The following is a 15,340-nucleotide window of genomic DNA, read 5'->3' on the forward strand; positions in this document are numbered from 1 at the left end:
CACGAGCTCTCGGCTCATCGTGTGGATCGGCCTGCCCGCACCTTCGTGCTCCCGGTGCCTCCGTCCCGGATGGTCGCACCATACACCGCGATCCTGGAAACCGCAGCCGGACATCGGCACCGAGATATTCATACCGGTTACCAATCCACTCGAGCGCCTCAACGGCGAAATTAGGCCGCGCACCGAGTCGATTCTTCTTTCTTACGGTTCGATAATCCCAAGTTTCAAAGCTTTTACAGCAGCTACCGTTCTGCTGGTCGCATCCAACTTCCGCATTAAGTTTTTCACATGGAAATCTACGGTGTTTCGGGATCGTCCTAATATCGTCCCTATTTCCCCTGACGTTTTTCCTCTCGAGACCCAAAAAATGCACTCTATTTCTTTAGGAGAGAGCTTATAAACGTGCTCCGATGCCATCGGAGTTCCGAGCTTCGCAACCCTCAGATGAAACTGTACCGCGGCAATTTGCAGGTAGGTGATCGCTCTATTTTGCAATTCGCTGTCCGAGGATTGAGCAAAACTCATAAACTTGAAGCTGTCAGCGGGGCCATGTAATGGAATGGTAATGCCTGATCTCAAGCCGAACGTCGCCGCCTCATCCAGGACGCGGCGTTCATTTTCAGTTGTGCTTTCGTCGGCATAAACCTCACTCCATCGGAACGCCCCTACCCCCTTTCGACCTTTCTTGATGAGCGGGTCTATTTTGGCATAACCCATTTTTAAGTAGCGCTCCTGCCATTCATCAGGGTAATTCCACATCACCGGAAAGTCCGGCCGGGCCGGCTTCAAAACCCTTTGTTCTGATGCAAGCGGGCCATAGGCGATCCACGGGCAATCGAAATTCAGCGCAAACACAGACAACAATTCGAACAACTGTTCGCATTGAGCGATATCATCAGTGGTGTCGAGGAATAGGCTTAACTCGACCGCAATCCGCGGGAGTTCCATGATCTCTCCTTCAGTTGCGTTCTCATTGGTCCGAGCTTGCTCCAGCCCAGCATCCCAACTGCGTAGTCAATGGCAATCTGAGTCGTAGCTCCTTCCGCCACCTGTAGCCGGACGTTCAAGATCTGTGCCAATTTGGGCGCAAAGCTTTTCTTCAGACAGCCAGCGCTACCCAGCCGTAGGGGAATGGGGCCGCCAACCCGTGATTACGCTTTAGGCACGCAATAACGATAAGAGAAAAATCTGCGCGAAACGGTCGCACCGGTATTGACTTTAATTGACACACCCCGCGAACACTTGCATAAGCCGCATAGCGGTAGTGGCTGAGGGGCATGCCGCACCCAATTTTTCCCTAGGGGCGAGGTCTGATCTATGGCGGCACTGGCAAAATTCAGACCAGTTGATTCCGGCCAACACGACAAGGACGAACTCCGCGAGATTGTCCGTGAGCGCTCTTTTCGATTCGGACGCTACACGCTCTCGTCGGGCATAGAGAGTGACATCTATTTCAATATGAAGCCTACTATGATGGTGGCGCGAGGCGCGCAACTTGCCGCTCTTGAGTTCCTAAAGATCGTTGAGCAAACGAAAGCAGAGTACGTCGGCGGCCTTGAAATGGGTGCGGTCCCCGTAATCGGATCAATGGCGGCTGTCAGCTCGGTCATGAACAAGCCCATAAACACGATCTTCGTTCGCAAGGCTCAAAAGGCCCACGGCACAAGGGACGTGATTGAAGGCCTTGGCCCCAAAGAAGAGCTCAAGGGAAAAGTCGTCCTGATCGTTGACGACGTTGCCACAAGCGGCAAGTCGATATTGAAGGCGATTGAAGAGGTTCGCCTCGTCGGCGGCATTGTGCGTGACGCTGCTTGCCTCGTGGACCGCGACGAGGGCGCTACGGCGCTGCTAGCCCAACATGGCGTAACGCTGCATTCCGTGCTGCATGCGAGCGAATTTGTGGAACGCCACTGACAATCTCATACAACGTCTTTCCGGCGACCTAGCCTTAGAGCACATTCCGCCGATTTGCAGCGAGTGCAAGCGCCTCGCGACTGAGAGCGATTGCCCTTGCCCATCCTCCCTGTTGTTGGTGCAACACATGCTCGCTGCTGTTCACCAGCGGCTTGACGTCGTTGGCTACCTCTCTGAGCAAGGCGCCATAAGACTGAAGGCTTTTACCGATTATCTGGCGGCGGTCGTTCGCATAGCTTCAGAGACCGGCGACGCGGCACCCTGGATTGATCTAGCCAGCCGGTTTAGCGCTCTTTTCGGTCCCGATGAGGTTGCCAATTAGGGCTTATCGCGCTTTTGCTGGACGAGCAGCTCGGCGGCAATGCGTCATGGTTCGCCGGCGGCATGCCGGCGCCATGGTGCGAGCGTAAAAAGCGCCGAGCAGCCGGTGCTGGATCTCGGACGCGACGCCGCCGACTGGTGGGATGCGGCGTTGGTGCATGGGGCCCTCGTTCCAGGCACGGATGAGCTGCGTCCCCCATTCCGCGGTATCAGCTTCGCGACCCCCTCGGTGGCGTGTCATGCAAGCGGGCCCGAGCGAATTGCCATTGAGATAGACCCGATTAAGGCATTCCAAATGAACCCGGTTACCTTCGCGTTGGGCGGCAGTTCACAGCCGGTCCCCGGTTTGCCGGGCAGGCCCCCCGAACGAACTTGGAGCGCATCGCTGGCACGGCTGGGCGGAGCAATCGCAATCTGTCGAGCGTCAGCCATTGCGAAAGGTGTAGCCATAACCGTTGATCGCCGGCGCGCCGCCGAGATGCGCGTAAAGGACCCTCGCCCCCTCCGGGAAGAAGCCTTTCTGGACGAGGTCGATCATCCCTTGCATCGATTTGCCCTCGTAGACGGGATCGGTAATCATACCCTCGAGCCGCGCGCACAGACGGATGGCCCCCTTGGTTTCCTCGGATGGAATGCCATAGTGCGGGTACGCGTAGTCCTCGAGCAACACCACGTCATCCTCGACGATTTCGGTTCCGAGTTCGACGAGGGTCGCTGTATGTTGGGCAATGCTTAGCACCTGCGCCTTGGTTCTCGCGGGGGTGGCGGAGGCATCGATACCGATCACATTGCGCTGTCGACCGTCCTTGGCAAATCCGACGAGCATGCCGGCATGCGTTGAACCTGTCACTGTGCAAACGATGATGTAGTCGAAGGCAAACCCAAGCTGTTTCTCCTGGGCGCGCACCTCCTCCGCGAACCCTACATAGCCGAGGCCGCCATTCTGGTGAACAGACGCCCCGGCTGGTATCGCATAAGGTCTGCCGCCCCTCGCCTTGACCTCATAAAGCGCCTTTTCCCAACTGCGGCGGATACCGATGTCAAAGCCATCGTCGACCAGGCGCACCTCTGCTCCCATAATGCGGCTCAAGAGAATGTTGCCGACCCGGTCGTAGACGGCATCCTCATGTGGAACCCAGCTCTCCTGAACCAGGAGACATTTCATGCCGATCTTGGCGGCGACCGCGGCGACCATCCGGGTGTGGTTGGACTGCACGCCCCCGATGGTGACGAGCGTATCGGCATCTGACGCGATCGCGTCGGGAATGATGTATTCGAGTTTGCGCAGCTTGTTCCGCCAAACGCGAGACCGGAGTTGCAGTCCTCGCGTTTGGCGTAGATTTCCACCTTTCCCCCCAGATGCTTGCCGAGGCGGTCGAGCTTCTCGACGGGCGTGGGTCCAAAGGTGAGCGGATAGCGTTCGAACTTTTCCAGCATGTTCTCTCCAGCAAAACGTGATTGAGCTGAACCAGCTCCGCCCTCGCTCATGGGCTTTTGATTTGGCGCCAGCTGCGTCGTCAGAGGTTGCAGACGGCCCCATTTTCTTTTCAGCGCCGCAGCTGCATCTCCCGCCGTTCGACGGCCCAGGATGCGGTCACCCAGCTCATTTCAAGCGCACTTATTCTTGGACGGTCAGCTCGATGTCCCTGGTTGATCCAAAGTGGCGTGAATCTGAGTTCTGATCTTGTCACCGCGCCTCAACGGAGCAGCGATATGCCGCCCATCGGAACGAGTTGAGGCACATCTGAAGATTCATTCCTAACCTCATCATGGTCTGGCGGCTGGTATCCAACTTTCTTGCCCTTACCGAAATGCTCAGCCCTTTGGCCAGCTCTGCTAGCGCAGCCAGACCGCCAGATCAGAAAGAGCACGCCACCGAAATAGCCCACCTGAAGGAGCAGCGAACAAGCCAGCGTCGTGACGACCACTAGTGTACCGTCGCAGTGATTGTGACGGGTTAGTCTACGCCGAGAATGGGCAGGTCCTGTGGCGGGACGAGCAACTGGATGCTGCGAGCGACACCGGGCTGCTTGTCGATCAAGCCGAGTTGGTTGAGGGTCTTGAGCATCTGATGGACTGACGGTGCGGTGACCCTGAAGTAGCGCTGGAAGTCCGCCTCCGCCGGAGCGCGGCGATTGATCTGCGAATAGGCCCAGATGAAGGCGAGGTACTGGCCTTGTTTGGCGGTGAACCGTACTGTCGGCGCCGGCGTCTTTCGGTCAAGCAATTGATTCATTGTAGATTCACCTACGGCTCTTCCACCAAGAAGGGCTTTGGGAATGAACATACGATATCGGGTCGAACTCAGCCAATCCGAACGAGACGAGCTGCGTGCTTTGGTGAGCGGGGGTAAACTGCCGGTGCGGCGGCTCAAGCGGATGCAGATCCTGCTGGCCGCCGACGCCGGGGTCGCCGACGAGGCCATCGCCATCTCGGTGCAGACCAGCGACTCGACCATCTACCGCACCAAGAAGCGCTTTGTGGAGATCAGCCTGGAGGCCGCCCTCAGTGAAGGGCCGCGTCCGGGGGCGGCTCGCAAACTAAGCGGCAAGCAGGAGGTGCAACTGGTGGCGCTGGCCTGTTCTGATCCGCCGCAGGGATGCGCCCGGTGGACTTTGAAGCTTCTGGCCAACGCCCTGGTCGAAGTGATGGAACACCCGAGCGTCTCACGCGACACCGTCCGCCGGCGGTTGAACGACAACGATCTGAAGCCCTGGCAACAGAAGATGTGGTGCATCGCCAATATCGATGGGGAGTACATCGCCCGCATGGAGGATCTCCTCGATCTCTATGCCGAGCCGCATGATCCCAAGCGACCGGTGGTCTGCTTCGATGAAAGTCCGATCCAGCTCATCGGCGAGGTGCGCGTGCCCATCGTGCCGAAACCCGGAAAGCGATACCGCTACGACTCCGAGTACAAGCGTAACGGCACGGCCAACCTCTTTGTCATGGTCGACGCCAACCGGTCGTGGCGCAGGGTCAAGGTCACCGACCGGCGCGCAAACGAGGACTTCGCCGTCTGCATGCGCGACCTGGTCGACGTGGACTATCCCGGCGCCGACAAGGTCCGCGTCGTGATGGATAACCTATCAACCCACACGGCCTCCGCTGTCTATCAGACCTTTCCAGCAGTCGAGGCGCGTCGGATCTTGCGACGCCTGGAGTTCCACTACACACCCAGGCACGCCAGTTGGCTCAACATCGTCGAGATCGAAATCGGCGTTATGCGCCGCCAATGTCTTGATCGCCGCATCGCTAGCCGCGACCTCCTTGAAACAGAGATCCGGACCTGGGAACGCCGCCGCACCGAAAGTGGCGCCCGCATCCGCTGGATGTTCTCCACACAGCAGGCCCGAGCGAAGATGGCAAAATCCTATCCCACGCCATCTCTCAAAGAGTCATAATCACCGCGACGCGACACTAGACGGATGGAGTGAGAAGCGAAGTAGACAGTCAGCGCGTTGCTGCACAGGACCAACCACAGGACGCCATGAAAGATTCTAAAGGGCAACGCCGTTCTCCTGGTTTGTCCCATCAAGTCATGCTGCGACCTGGTCGGCCGCAACATGGGTCTGGCAGTTCTTCGGGCAGACGCGGCCGCAGGCTCCGCAGCCAATGCAGCGGCCGGCATGATCGACAACCATGATCATGCGATTGAGCTCGCCATCGAAGTCGTCGTCCTCGCCGTCGCAGACGCCGAGGATTTCACCCGCGTCATCGACGCCGTGAAGGTGCATGACCTCGCGCGAGCAGACCTTGAAACAGCGCCCGCAGCCGATACAAGTCCTGCCATCTATAGCGGTCAGATATTCCGGCAGCCATATGGAGCCGTCGCGGGTGGTGAATGTGCTCCTCATCGTAAATTCTTCATTGCAGCGAGCTCTCTCTTGGCATCATCCAACTCGGCAAAAACGGCGTACGCTTTCTCGGCAACCTCCTCTATCTCAGTCCATTGGACCGGGAGATCCTCTGCAAGGTCGCGCAATTTCATCTTCGCAACTGCCGCACGCAGCTGAAGCTTTCGGACTTTCTTCCCCATCTCATCTAGGCTTGACATAAATCCTTCCTCGAAATCAGTTTCTTCACGGCCGCGCCACGGCGGGAAGCCAATAGCTGCAGTCGCATCGTCGACCAGTTTCGTACCGGCCTCCGCGAGTTTCCGGAACGTCTCGAAGCCGAACTGGTGGACGTCTCGACAGAACGACCAACCGCCCGACCGTGAAAAGCATGCGCCCCGAAGCCCCCATCGGTTTCATCTCTGTTATTGGCGATGTCATCTGCCCGGAGCGCTCCTCGATCCCAAGCCCGACGGCGGTGTAAAACATGTCCAGCCTCCACAGCACGTCCGGAGCGGGATCGGCGATGATGGGGATGGCACGGCGCTGTTCCTTCGTGATGATGAAGCCGGCCAGCAGCTCGGTGTCAGCTTTGCCTTGCCATGAGCCGTCGAAGTCTTGAGCACGGATCAGCCGCACCAGGCATTTGACAAACGGGGTGGCAAGGGCCGCCTCGTCCTCGTTTACAGCAGGGCTAACTGCGGCATCAGACATTTCGCCTTCTCCTCAATTTCCAGTCCTCGTCCTCGATGGACGATTTCTGTTTTCGGGGACGCCTGCTTCGGGCACACTTGCGCAGCCGACGTCCGGCTCCGGGCAGCCGATTCCACGCAATTGATGTCCCCCTGCCTTGAAGACGTCCTGGACTGCGGGGTCTTCCACCGCGCCCAGAATTCGCGTCGAGCATCCCGTCTCCGGCGATGCGGCCGGAGGTCATCGCAAGATTTTAACTCCAACCTGCGGCAAGCGATGCGCCCTGTGCTGCAATGGACATACTTACCGCCGGCTCGCCGCAGAAACTGGACGAATTGGCCAGGGTTCAATTCCAATTGTCATCCCTTTGCGATCTTTGCTCATGAGGCGACTGCGGTTTGATTTTCAGGAGCCTTGTTTTGCGGAACCACACAAAGATCCGCGTAACAGGCGTTTTCACCCGTGTAGTTGGCCAGGGCTTGGAGCAATGGGCTAAGGTAGTACTGTTTGATGTGGTCCGGCATTGTCTCCGGATCACCCAGAGATTTCAATGCCACCTCGATCAAATCGATCGCGCGATCCTTGTCGCCGCTCTCGTAATAATACTGAGCGACCGGGAGGTACCAACGGAATTTAAGGGGGCCGTCGCCTTGTGGAGGATTGAGTGTCAGGATCTGTTCCGAGAGCTTGTCGCCCATCGCAAAGCGCTCAGCCTGGGGGAGATGGGAGTTGTCCATTTCCGGATCGAAGAGTTGGTTCAGGGCCATGACCATCCAAGACACGGCCTCGAATTTTTTGTCGATCGCGTCCTCGACTAATTGGCGCATGGCTGGCAAGCCGGCCCGCATGTCGCGCCGCTTGTGAAGCAGTAGATTCGCATGAGTTTCCCGGAACCCGCTATCATCTGGCATTAAGGCGAGGCCTTCTTCGATGGCCGTGAGTGCCGCCATCCAATCCTCGGCCTCCATCGCCGGCCGAAGTTTGGCGTATATCGGCATGGTCAGCGATAGTTCGCGTGCTGTGCGTTGGTTACTAGCGACTCGCCGTGTATCGGCGGCTTTCGCTTCATCGCTGCTGCGCCAGCTGCCGTTAAGAACCTTCGGCAAAACGTCCTCGAGGTCCGCCGGGTCGCCGATAAAGGCGATGTGGCCGTCTCGGGCGACCACAAACGAGGTCGGAATCCCGACAGACAAGCTGGGTTCCATCCAAAGCTTGTTCATTTCGCCTGTGTAGTCGAACGCGATCCGATAATTCAGATTCGGGAACCTCTCGGTCAGCCAAGCATCCAAGTTGGTCCGCGCCTCCTCCGCGGTCGGGCCCTGTTCGCTAGCTGCGACTCCGACGACCTCAAATCCGCTGTCTCGATATTTCTCCTGCAGCTGCATCAGATGAGGCATCGCCGCCACACAGGGTCCGCACCCAGTCGCCCAAAATTCTAGGAGGTACACCTTGCCGGGCTGGAAGTTCGTGAGGGGCTCGCCACGCAGCCAGTCGTCCACTTTGATGGGAGGAGCCGGGGACTCCATACGCAACACCATGTTGTTCTCCAAAGCTATTGCCAAGATTGCGCGCTTTATGCGCGAGCTTGTTTCCCCGGTAGAGACGGGGCAGAAGGTTCAAGGAAAGGAGAGCATCGCTCGTCTTGTTCGTCTGCATGCAGTCAGCCTTCACTCAGTGTTGCCGCATCTCAATTCGCAAAGGCCGTGCCAGCGCGCTCAGCGCGCAATAAGCCCATGATTGCGCTTTGAAAAACCTCCAAATGTCCAAGATGTCCGGTTGTATTGAACCCGACATGTTTTCTGCCGCTGTCCGGTTTTGGACACGCATGACGCGCTTCGCGCCACAAAAAGCATGGCCACGGACGACGCAACAATATTCGGATTGAGGGACGAGTAGATGGACATCATGACTGCGCGGGCCACGCCATGCTCCTATCATCGTCCGCTTCACGCCACCTGGCCCGAGCTTCTTGCTCCGGTCCGGCCGGCTATTGCGGATCTCGCCACTTGCGATTGCAAGGTGGCTGCTCGATCCGACCGCGTGTGCCCTCCTCGCTCCGCCTGGGCGATTGAATTCCTAGTTGGCGACATATGAGTTCGTCACGACGAAGCCGGTCCAGCTGCGGCTCGCGAATACCGCCATCGCCAGATTGACGATGATGATCGTGGCGAAAAAGCCCGGGATGAGTGGCGGCATGTACCGTCCGGCGAGCTCTCTCCGGGATTTTTCTGGTCTCGTGTCGTTATCTTCTGTGTCCCCTGTGCTCAGGCGCTACAGGGACCGCCTGATGCGAATGTGAGCGTTGTCGGAATTGACCAGCCCGAAAACCGCCCGGTCGCCACGCGGGTCGGGCCGGGCCGGCTGAAAACGCTGAAAATGCAGCCGCCCTCGCCGCTACTGGCTACCGTCCCAGGCGATGATAACGTAATTGATGCCATCGATTCCCGCCGACTACGGCCAAGAGAACAACCGTCTCGACTTGAAGTTGGGGCCTCGGCCACGGCACGGTCATTGCGTGGTTCAGCTCCCAGCCAGTGAAGGAGATCGCGATAGCGCGCATGCGATGCCGGGTCCGAAGTCGGGCCTGCCGCGCTGAAACGACTCTCCTTCTCGATCCGACGCCGACCTGCGAAGCGTGCTTTTGAGTGCATTTAAGAGCGCTCTGTACCTCTGCCCGACCGGTCTCCGCGTTGCGGATCATCTCCGGGCGAAGAGAACCCCCGAGAGCGCGCTAGACACGTCCGATGGTCTCGGCGACGGCGCGTGCACATTGGCTCCGAGGAGCTTCGCGAAATTTCCCGCGTTTGCCTGACCCTTCTCCAATTGGCAGCAGGATCGGTGACCAGGAGAGTCGAGCTTTGAACAGCATCGGTGCAACTCCCGAACCAGTCATCGAGCCAAAAACAGCGGCAATGTCGGCTTCTCAAAGATCCATCTCGTCGCACCGCCAAAGAGCCGCTCACGCAGCCGGCGGCTGCCATAAACGCCCATGACTATCATGTCGGCAGAAATGTCGATTGCGTGCTGCGCAAGCACCGTGGCCGCCGGTTTGCCGGCACTTGGCAGTAGGTCAACCGACACCCGAGCACCGTGCCGAGTGAGATAGGCAGCGATGTCGGCTCCAGGCTCCGCGCCGTTCCCGTTGTAGTTCGCCTTCGGATCGACCAGAGCGACACGAACTTCCTCAGCAACGCATAGGAGACCCAGCGCTTCCCGAACAGCACGGGACGCCTCGAGTCGTGAATCCCAACCGACCAGGACGCGCCGTGGCCACAGGGTCGCCTCAGCGCCCTTCGGCACAATAAGCACCGGCTTTCCCGTATCGAATAAGCTGCCGTTTATAACAAGAGGTCCGAGAATACTGTCGTTGAGAAGTGCGGGGCCAACAATTGTCAGGTCGGCGCAGAGCGCCCGCTGTCGCACAACCTCACCCACGCCGGTCGCATCGCAATAATCGGTATCGACGTCATAGGAAAGGCACATGGCTCTCAGCAGCTTCTGGATATCCTTGGAGCGCTTTTCCTGTCTGGCCACCTCCTGTGAAAACCTGTCGATTTGCCGAAACCGATTGTTCAATCTGGCAATTGTCTGTCCACGTCCCGTAGGCCACTCGGGGATACCATCTCCGATCGGCGGATATGACATAGCGAGCATCGGAGCCGGTATAATCCGTACGGAAAGGTGCGCGCCGACTTCGGCACACAAGCCGGCAGCAGTTCTGATGTCCTGATCGGAATGGTCGGCGCCGGTCACACAGAGTACGGTTTTAAAACCCATTTGCCTGCTTCTTCCTGAGTATGCGTTTAGGGGCGTTTCAGGCCGCAAGACCGGCTCACGGCGAGGGTGGGAGTGCCACCACACCCGGCACTTGATTCAGTCGGCCGGCTTCTCGAGCGAGTAGCCGGCCGACCTGACGGTGCGAATGTCGCTGTCGGGCGAAGCTGACTTCAGGGCTTTTCTGATCCGGCTGATATGGACATCGACGGTGCGTGGTTCGACATGGATGTTGTCCCCCCAGGCCCTGCCGATAAGCTCCTCCCGGCTGAAGACCTTGCCGGGAGCTTCAATCATAAGCCGCAGCACGTTGAACTCGATGAGTCCGAGGTGAATGTCGTGGCCATTGCCGCGAATCCGGCGGGCATCGAGCTTCATCTCGAGGCCGCCACAGGTGAGCCAGCCGCCGTTTTCAAGACCATTTGCGCCCCGCTTCGGCAGCGCCAGCCTCGCCCGTAGACAGTCGAGCAGCTTGGCCGGGTCGATCGGCCGCACAAAGATCTCGTCAATGCCAGCTTTCAGGAGATCGAGGTGCTGGTCCTCGGCGCCGCGCGCGATCAGGGCAATAACGGGCAGGTCGGCCGTCCGCGGCTCCTCCTTGAGGCGGGCGCAGATTGTGGCTCCCGTCGCGCTTGCTGGCACGCAGTCCAGCACGACGGCGTGGAACTCCCGTTGTTCGGCCAATACAAATGCTTCCTTCGCGCAGCCTGCCTGCTCACTCGCGAAGCGGTCCGCCTCCAGAATGTGGCTATAATTCAGATAGAACTCCGCATCTTGCGAACAGATCAAAACGAGTGGCTTCATCGGCGCTACCCCAAGAGCCCCCTCATCGACCTGGCCCGCCTCGGCTTCCGTGGGCTGGCTATCGCGCTCGCTCAAGATTGTCATGGCCCCCCTTGCTCGAAGATCCGCTTCATCACGCACGCGCCACCTCGGGATAGGTCTCGATGGTAGCGATTGCGTCGCCGACCAGTTTCGTGCCGGCCTGAGCGAGCTTCCGGAACGTCTCGAAGCCGAACCGGTGGACGTCGCGCAGGGTCTTCGACAGAACGACCAGCCGTCCGGCCGTGAAAAGCACGCGCCCAAAGCCCTCATGGCTCATCTCCATCATCGGCGATGCCATCAGGCCGCAGCGCTCCTCGATCGCAAGCCCGACGGCGGCATAGAACTTATCGAGCCTCCACAGCACGTCCGGATCGGGATCGCCGATGATCGGGATCGCACGGCGCTGTTCCCTGGTGATGATGAAGTCGCCCAGAAGCTCGGCATCCGGTTTGCCTTCCCATGACCCGTAGGAATCCTGAGCACGGATCAGCCGCACGAGGCATTTGACGAACGGGGTGGCAAGCGCCGCCTCGTCCTCGGCGACAGCAGTGCTAGCCGCGGTATCTGACATTTCGCCTTCTCCTCATTTCAGTCGTCCTCGAAGGACGGTTTCTTCTCGGCGACGCCTGCCTCCGCCAGCACCTTGCGCAGCCAGGGGGGAGGACACGTCCTGAGCATCATCTGCGTGCGCAACAGCACCTCCTGGATGGGTTGGGGGTGCGGCACCTTGATCGGATGGATTTTTGCCGAAACTACCTTGGCCGCCGAAGGCCCGCCGATCGCCAGACAAAACAGGAGATGACAGCCCTTCAGCGCCTCCACCTTCGGCGTGATGCGGTCATCGCCCTCGCTGCGATGCTCCCCGCTCTCGTCGGAAACGTCATCGAAGGCCACGGCTTCCACGAGGTTCCATTCCTCGCGCGTCACGTCGTAGACAGCAAAGCGCTTGGCCGACCCGAAATGGGCATTGAGGTCCTTCATGTCTTGCGTGGCGATGGCCACGCGCAATGCGCCTGCTCGTCTTTCCGGCATCGGTGCGTGAACCTCGTCAGTGACGAGTGAGAGGCGACGAACGGAGCTCATCTGGCATTTCTCGCTTACGGAGTGGATCAAGTGCCTCAGGCGTCGGCGCGTGCTGGTTGGCCTGGAAGATGTTGGCAACTTCGAAGATCAGGTCGCGGGTGCCCTGATAGAGGATTGTGAGCTTGTGCTGGCTGCCGAGCCGGTCGAAGACCGGGAAGCCGACGCGCATGAGCGGGATGCCAAGGCGCTGCGCCGCCTGGCGGCCATGGGAATGGGTGACGAGAAGATCAGCGCCCGCGGCAAGAGCTTCCAAATCGCCGAGATCGCCGATCTGAACCGACTGCGCCGGTACTTTTTCCAGAATTTTCGACATATCGGTCGTGGAGACCGCCGCCGCGATTTCGGAGCCCATGCCGACGAAGAAGGTCGCGAGTTGATAGAGTTGGTCTGGTTCAGCAGCGATCGCAATTTTCTTGCCTCCGAAATGGAAATGTCCGTCGAGTAACGCATCCTGCAATCGGCCCCGGCGACGGCGCACCCCGGCCGGCACCGACGCGCCTGAAATCGCGGACAGCAGCGAGACGAACCGGTCAGCGCCCTTCAATCCGGTCAGCGACTGGAACAAGACGTAAGGCACGCCGGTCAACTTCTGCAGCACCTCCGCCGGGCGGCGCATATGCTCGCCGATGGCGATACAGTGCTCGGCCGTGCCAAGCTCGCGGATATCCTCGACGCTGGTGCCGCCATAGGTGGTCGTGACCCAACGGTCGGGCACAGTACCGTCGAGTGAGCCTGAGACGTCCGGCAAAATCACCGGCTTCAGTCCAAAGCTTTCAACCATCTCACGCAAATGCTCGATGTCAGCCACAGTGAGGTTCCAGCCGGGCAGGATCGCGATCTTCTTTGACTGCCGCACCTGCTCGCCAGGGCGTGTAATGCCTTCGATCATCGCGGTGACAGCCTTGGCCCAGCCCTCTTCGATCGCGCCGTCGAAATCCGGCGTGTTGGCCAGCACGATCTCCGTACCCGCGATCTCTTCCGCGCGCTTCAGCCTGATGCTGGCGATATCGCCTGCGCAATCTTCGCCACGGGTTTCCACCAGCGCCGTCGTGCAGACCCCGATCAGCTTTGGCTTTGTGCGGACCTTGAGGTTGAGGATCGCCTCTTCCAGATTGTCCGCCCCGCCGAGGATCGTCGTCACTTCGTCCATCGCGGTGGTCTGCAAGGGGATCGCTTCCTTGAAATGCCGCACGAAGAGCACGAGCGCGAAGCTGGTGCAGCCCTGGCTGCCGTGGAACAGTGGCATCGCGCCCTCGACCCCAAGAAAGGCCAAGGCCGCACCCAGCGGCTGTGACGACTTCAGCGGATTGACGGCTGCCGATTTGGTCTGGGAAAGAATGCGGGCCATAGGCTTCCTCAACGCTCGCCGCAATCGTCGGCCGTCATGCCGGCAAATTCCTGGACAGCGTGCAACGTCGCGGTCTCGCTCTTCGTGCCCGGCAGTTCGTCCTCGACCGCAGGCTGGCAATCCCACGGTGCCGGCACGCGCACCTGGGACCAGATCGGGTTATGAATGGCGAGGTCGATCTGGCGTACGAGTTCCACCATGCCGTCATAGCCCGCATAAGGGTGTTGGCGCTCCTGGTTGATATCGAGCCAGGGTGTCTTGGCCTTGAGCGCGATGAATTGCGTGCGCCCGCCCGACAGCATGATATCGGCCTTGTGTTCTGAGAGCATGGCGTAAAGCTCGCTCGCTGCCATCTGCTCGAACATGTGGTTGTCGTCCTTCAGGATCTGCTTGATGCGCTCCTTGTCTTCGACTGTGGATTTCTTGACCGAGGTGCCGACGATCTCCATGCCGATCTCCATCAGCGCGTGGACGATCGACCAGGACTTCACGCCGCCTGTATTGAGCAGCACGCGCTTGCCTTGAAGCCGCCGCCGGTAGGCTTCGAGCTTCCTCCACGCAATCGCCTCTTCCACTGCGATCAGGGTCTGTGTGCGGTTGAGGATCTCGCGATCGGCACCCTTCCTCACGAGCAGCTCAGCAATGTTGCGAAGTGCTTCCGAGGTGTCGGTAATGCCGTAGAAGGAGCCTTCGAAGAACGGGATGTCCCAGCGCTCCTCCATCTTGCGGGCAAGATTGATGAGTGCCGTCGAGCACACGACCATAGCCGCCCGGGCGCGGTGCGCGGAAGCAACGTCAAGGTAGCGCGCGTCGCCCGGAATGCAGGCGCGCACCCGGATCCCTAGCCGATCAAGCAGCGGCTTCACCAGCCAGAACTCGCCGGAGAGGTTGAATTCGCCAAGGATGTTGATGTCGTAGGACCCGGCGTCGTCGGGTTCCACCGTCCCGATGACGTGATCGAGCAACGCCTCGGCCGCGAGCTTGTTGCCGAGGTTCTTGGAGCCGGCCAAGCCCGGCGCATTGACCGGCACCACGGCCAAGCCGAATTTTTCCCCCGCACGTTTGCACACGGCCTCGATGTCGTCGCCGATCAACGCCGTCACGCAGGTCGAATAGACGAAGATCGCTGGCGGCGCATAGGCTTCCCTAATCTCGCGGATCGCCTTGAAAAGCTTGCGCTCGCCCTGCCCCATCACCACGTCGAGTTCGGTCAGATCGGTTGTGAAGCTTGTGCGCCAAAGCGTTGCCCCGGACGAAGCCGCTCCGCGGTTGTCCCAGGAATTGCCCTCGCAGGCGAGCGGCGCATGGACCAGGTGCGCGACGTCGGTGATCGGCTGCAGCACGATCTTGGCGCCGTCAAAGGCGCAGCCGCCGGCTGCCGCGCCGGGGGTCAGCGGCTTCGAGCAACCCTCTTTGCGCGCCTTGGCATCCTTGCCGCGGTTTCTATCGCAGGCGGGCTCGTTGAAGACATCCTGGATTTTGGCGCTGAGCGAGGACATTGCGTCGGTCTCCAAAAGTGCATTGGAAGGCGGCCAGCCTCGGCGAA

Annotated in this window: 15 protein-coding genes and 3 pseudogenes; 3 read left to right on the forward strand and 15 right to left on the reverse strand. The window is 59.6% G+C overall.

The window, feature by feature from the left end; all coding sequences use genetic code 11:
- Positions 1-201: 201 nt before the first annotated feature.
- A complete protein-coding gene (locus tag AC0V7N_RS38005) occupies positions 202-948 on the reverse strand; it encodes an autoinducer binding domain-containing protein (RefSeq protein WP_496628122.1) in 747 nt (248 codons plus the stop codon).
- A gap of 369 nt (positions 949-1,317) precedes the next feature.
- Here AC0V7N_RS38005 and pyrE point away from each other — a divergent pair, with 369 nt between their 5' ends.
- A complete protein-coding gene (gene pyrE, locus AC0V7N_RS38010) occupies positions 1,318-1,914 on the forward strand; it encodes an orotate phosphoribosyltransferase (protein WP_475461153.1) in 597 nt (198 codons plus the stop codon).
- A 351-nt stretch (positions 1,915-2,265) separates the two neighbouring features.
- A pseudogene (locus tag AC0V7N_RS38015) lies at positions 2,266-2,386 on the forward strand (glycine oxidase); the annotation flags it as partial.
- Positions 2,387-2,659: 273 nt separating this feature from the next.
- On the opposite strand, the pseudogene AC0V7N_RS38020 reads toward AC0V7N_RS38015, so the two are convergent.
- The 3 genes and pseudogenes from AC0V7N_RS38020 to AC0V7N_RS38030 form a co-directional block, all read right to left on the reverse strand.
- Positions 2,660-3,672, reverse strand: a pseudogene (locus AC0V7N_RS38020) (1-aminocyclopropane-1-carboxylate deaminase).
- 260 nt (positions 3,673-3,932) lie between these two features.
- Entirely contained in the window at positions 3,933-4,163 is a 231-nt protein-coding gene (locus tag AC0V7N_RS38025; protein WP_496628123.1) for an exopolysaccharide production repressor protein, read from the reverse strand.
- 29 nt (positions 4,164-4,192) lie between these two features.
- Complete coding sequence (locus AC0V7N_RS38030; protein WP_258581105.1) at positions 4,193-4,471, reverse strand: LexA family protein; 279 nt, start codon at positions 4,469-4,471, stop codon at positions 4,193-4,195.
- A gap of 43 nt (positions 4,472-4,514) precedes the next feature.
- Between AC0V7N_RS38030 and AC0V7N_RS38035 the strand changes: the two genes are divergently transcribed.
- Complete coding sequence (locus AC0V7N_RS38035; RefSeq protein ID WP_258580779.1) at positions 4,515-5,639, forward strand: IS630 family transposase; 1,125 nt, start codon at positions 4,515-4,517, stop codon at positions 5,637-5,639.
- A 135-nt stretch (positions 5,640-5,774) separates the two neighbouring features.
- Here the strand turns inward: AC0V7N_RS38035 and fdxB are convergent, their stop codons facing one another.
- The 11 genes and pseudogenes from fdxB to nifE all read right to left on the reverse strand — a co-directional run bounded on the left by fdxB (position 5,775) and on the right by nifE (position 15,293).
- Complete coding sequence (gene fdxB, locus AC0V7N_RS38040; RefSeq protein WP_496628124.1) at positions 5,775-6,092, reverse strand: ferredoxin III, nif-specific; 318 nt, start codon at positions 6,090-6,092, stop codon at positions 5,775-5,777.
- Positions 6,089-6,292 (reverse strand): CCE_0567 family metalloprotein, encoded by a 204-nt coding sequence (locus tag AC0V7N_RS38045; RefSeq protein ID WP_496628443.1) that lies wholly within the window; start codon positions 6,290-6,292, stop codon positions 6,089-6,091. Before AC0V7N_RS38045 ends, fdxB begins: the two co-directional genes overlap by 4 nt.
- Before the next feature lie 51 nt (positions 6,293-6,343).
- Positions 6,344-6,785, reverse strand: a pseudogene (locus AC0V7N_RS38050) (NifX-associated nitrogen fixation protein); the annotation flags it as partial.
- Positions 6,786-7,144: 359 nt separating this feature from the next.
- Positions 7,145-8,302 (reverse strand): redoxin family protein, encoded by a 1,158-nt coding sequence (locus AC0V7N_RS38055; protein ID WP_496628444.1) that lies wholly within the window; start codon positions 8,300-8,302, stop codon positions 7,145-7,147.
- 538 nt (positions 8,303-8,840) lie between these two features.
- Complete coding sequence (locus AC0V7N_RS38060) at positions 8,841-8,960, reverse strand: FixH family protein (RefSeq protein ID WP_496628125.1); 120 nt, start codon at positions 8,958-8,960, stop codon at positions 8,841-8,843.
- Positions 8,961-9,653: 693 nt separating this feature from the next.
- Positions 9,654-10,541 (reverse strand): universal stress protein, encoded by an 888-nt coding sequence (locus AC0V7N_RS38065; RefSeq protein ID WP_464615152.1) that lies wholly within the window; start codon positions 10,539-10,541, stop codon positions 9,654-9,656.
- 96 nt (positions 10,542-10,637) lie between these two features.
- Positions 10,638-11,426 carry a winged helix-turn-helix domain-containing protein gene (locus AC0V7N_RS38070; protein WP_496628126.1) on the reverse strand — a complete coding sequence of 263 codons (789 nt, stop codon included), beginning with the start codon at positions 11,424-11,426 and terminating at the stop codon, positions 10,638-10,640.
- Between the two features lie 28 nt (positions 11,427-11,454).
- A complete protein-coding gene (locus AC0V7N_RS38075; protein WP_258580979.1) occupies positions 11,455-11,934 on the reverse strand; it encodes a NifX-associated nitrogen fixation protein in 480 nt (159 codons plus the stop codon).
- Positions 11,935-11,951: 17 nt separating this feature from the next.
- The gene (nifX, locus tag AC0V7N_RS38080) at positions 11,952-12,446 is read right to left on the reverse strand and encodes a nitrogen fixation protein NifX (protein WP_496628127.1); all 495 of its coding nucleotides are present in this window, start codon (positions 12,444-12,446) and stop codon (positions 11,952-11,954) included.
- Positions 12,412-13,794: a nitrogenase iron-molybdenum cofactor biosynthesis protein NifN gene (nifN, locus tag AC0V7N_RS38085; protein WP_496628128.1), complete on the reverse strand. Its 1,383-nt coding sequence runs from the start codon at positions 13,792-13,794 to the stop codon at positions 12,412-12,414. Before nifN ends, nifX begins: the two co-directional genes overlap by 35 nt.
- 8 nt (positions 13,795-13,802) lie before the next feature.
- Positions 13,803-15,293 (reverse strand): nitrogenase iron-molybdenum cofactor biosynthesis protein NifE, encoded by a 1,491-nt coding sequence (gene nifE, locus AC0V7N_RS38090; protein ID WP_496628129.1) that lies wholly within the window; start codon positions 15,291-15,293, stop codon positions 13,803-13,805.
- Between the last annotated feature and the right edge of the window lie 47 nt (positions 15,294-15,340).

Source organism: Mesorhizobium kamtschaticum (genome assembly GCF_056174585.1).